Raw genomic sequence first — 2547 nt, forward strand, 5'->3', positions numbered from 1 at the left:
CTCGAACCAGCGACACACTGCCCATGATCATGCAGATGAGGTACTCGTTCGTTATCCATATCATCCACGCGTGGGCGAGCGGATCAACGTGATCGGAGTCAATCGCTTTCGCGGTGAGTCGTATCTGATCATCATGCAACCAGATGGCACCCGCACCCATCTTCCGCCGTGGATGACCTCGGAGGATGCCGCTAATATGCGCGTCGTTGCCCAGCCTGCGCTACCGCTTGAGGTGCTGTACGAACTGCAGCGTCTCGTGAGCGCCGCGTTATCTTCTGATGTGTTGTCCACTCACAAGGTAACGGGCGATGCGAAAGACGATGATGCAACAGGATCTGTTCAGGGAAGCCGCAAACGTCGAACGGATGACGGAGGACCTGCAGGCGGAAGTGGTGGCACAGTTGGCGCTGCTGATCCAGTCGGTGATCGACGCCGTACAAAGAGAGGTGCGTGATGAACAAGATCCGCGCTGAACATCTTGCACGCAAGGCGTGCGTCTACATCCGGCAGTCTACATTCGACCAAGTACAGAACAATCGAGAGAGCCGGCTACGTCAGTACAGCCTTGCAGACCGTGCGCGAAGCCTGGGTTGGCCCGACGTGTCCGTCATTGATGACGATCTGGGACGATCGGGATCGGGTATTCATCGACCCGGCTTCGAGCGGCTGCTCGCGGCACTATGCAGTGGTGAGATCGGCGCGGTATTCTGCATTGAAGCGTCGCGGCTCGCGCGCAATGGACGGGACTGGCACACGCTGCTTGAGTTCTGCCGGCTCGTGGGCACGATCCTGGTGGACGAGGATGGTATCTACGACCCGCGGGAACCGAACGATCGACTGTTACTCGGCATGAAGGGCACGTTATCCGAGATGGAACTCTCGACATTTCGCCAGCGTTCCCAGGCCGCACTCGATCAGAAGGCAAAGCGTGGAGAGCTGTTTATGAGCGTGCCTATTGGTTACGTGCGCGCACCCAACGATCGCATCGAGAAGGACCCGGATCAACGTATTCGCGAGGCAATGGATCTCGTGTTTCGGAAGTTCCGTGAGATGGGTAGTGTCAGGCAGGTTCTGCTATGGATCCGCCAGGAGCACATCGAATTGCCCGCAGCGAACTATGGGATAGAGGGTCGCCATATCGTCTGGAAACTGCCGGTCTACAATACGTTGCTACACATTCTGACGAATCCAACGTACGGAGGGGCCTACGCATTTGGCAAGACGAAGACGATCGTGCGTATCGAGAATGGCCGGAAGCGGCTGCATAGTGGCAAGCAGGTGAACCGCGAAGACTGGCAGGTGCTGATTATCGATCATCACGCGACTTACATCAGCTGGGACGAGTACGAAAGTAATCGAAAACTGATCACTGACAATGCCAACATGAAAGGCAACATGGTCCGAGGCGCTGTTAAACGCGGAAGTACCCTATTGGCAGGGCTGCTGCGTTGCGGTCACTGCGGCCGTAAGCTGCACGTTGCCTATTCAGGAACCGATGGTAAGGTCGGCCGATACGACTGTCGTGGCAGCATGATCAATCATGGTGGGCCGAAATGCATTTCGTTCGGTGCGTTTCGCATCGATCGGCGGGTATCCGAAGAAATTCTCCGCCGACTTGAACCTCTGGGGATTCGTGCATCGCTGGAAGCTCTTGAACACAAACGAATCAGCGAGGATGAGCGAATTCGTCATAAGGAGCTGGCACTCGAACAGGCACGCTACGAGGCTTCTCGCGCGCGGCGGCAATATGATGCGATTGATCCGGAGAACAGGCTGGTTGCTTCGGAATTGGAGCGTCGGTGGAATGAGGCATTAACGATACAGGCACAGCGGCAAGCCGAGCTTGATGAACTGCGTGAGCATCCTGAAGACGCGCTAAGCCATGCCGCACGCGAAGAGATCATGCGGCTCGGAACGGATCTGGAGAGCTTGTGGAATCATCCTGCCAGCTCCGTCGAAATCAAGAAACGTATCCTGCGTACCGTGCTCAAGGAAATCGTCGTTACGAAACAGGGCAGCACCATCCGGACGCTCCTGCACTGGCGGGGCGGGGATCACACCGAGCTTGAGTTTGAGTCGAATCGGACCGGGCAACATCGTTGGTCGACTTCCGCTGAAACAGTCGATATTGTTCGCGCGCTGGCCAGATCGCTTCCCGATATGGCAATTGCTTCAGTCATCAACCGGTTGGGGAAGCGCACCGCGAGAGGTCTCTCATGGACGGCTGCGCGTGTGTGCATTTTGCGTCGTGACCATTCAATTCCTGCCTATCGGGAGGGAGAGCGGCAGGAGCGCAACGAGCTGAATGCTGCAGAGGTCGCCGCCGTCCTTGGCGTGAGCGGAGCAACAGTCCTTCGGCTGATCCGTATCAGGGAGCTTCCCGCGACACAGGCCTGTGCAGGCGCACCCTGGATCGTGATGCGGACAGATGTGGACGCATTGATCGCGAGGCGCGAGGCTTTTACGGGTCCGCAGTCAGCCAATCCGGATCAGTTATCCATTGATCTTCAATAACATAGAGAGGTGAGCATTATGTCTCGAGTCCGC

The 2547-nt window shown here is 56.9% G+C and carries 2 protein-coding genes and 1 pseudogene; all 3 read left to right on the forward strand.

Annotation, left to right across the window (positions count from 1 at the left end; all coding sequences use genetic code 11):
• A pseudogene (locus AWB81_RS49315) lies at nt 1-250 on the forward strand (DUF5372 family protein); the annotation flags it as partial.
• 58 nt (nt 251-308) lie between these two features.
• Nucleotides 309-473 carry a hypothetical protein gene (locus AWB81_RS46235; protein ID WP_159939030.1) on the forward strand — a complete coding sequence of 55 codons (165 nt, stop codon included), beginning with the start codon at nt 309-311 and terminating at the stop codon, nt 471-473.
• Entirely contained in the window at nt 454-2514 is a 2061-nt protein-coding gene (locus AWB81_RS41950; RefSeq protein WP_062644395.1) for a recombinase family protein, read from the forward strand. Before AWB81_RS46235 ends, AWB81_RS41950 begins: the two co-directional genes overlap by 20 nt.
• The last annotated feature ends 33 nt before the right edge of the window (nt 2515-2547 follow it).

The sequence above is a fragment of the Caballeronia arationis genome (assembly GCF_001544975.2).
Taxonomy (GTDB): Bacteria; Pseudomonadota; Gammaproteobacteria; order Burkholderiales; family Burkholderiaceae; genus Caballeronia; species Caballeronia arationis.

Bases quoted from the DNA above. Each gene is read 5' to 3' on its own strand.
- AWB81_RS46235 (WP_159939030.1), top strand. From the start codon at position 309: ATGCGAAAGACGATGATGCAACAGGATCTGTTCAGGGAAGCCGCAAAC.
- AWB81_RS41950 (WP_062644395.1), top strand. From the start codon at position 454: ATGAACAAGATCCGCGCTGAACATCTTGCACGCAAGGCGTGCGTCTAC.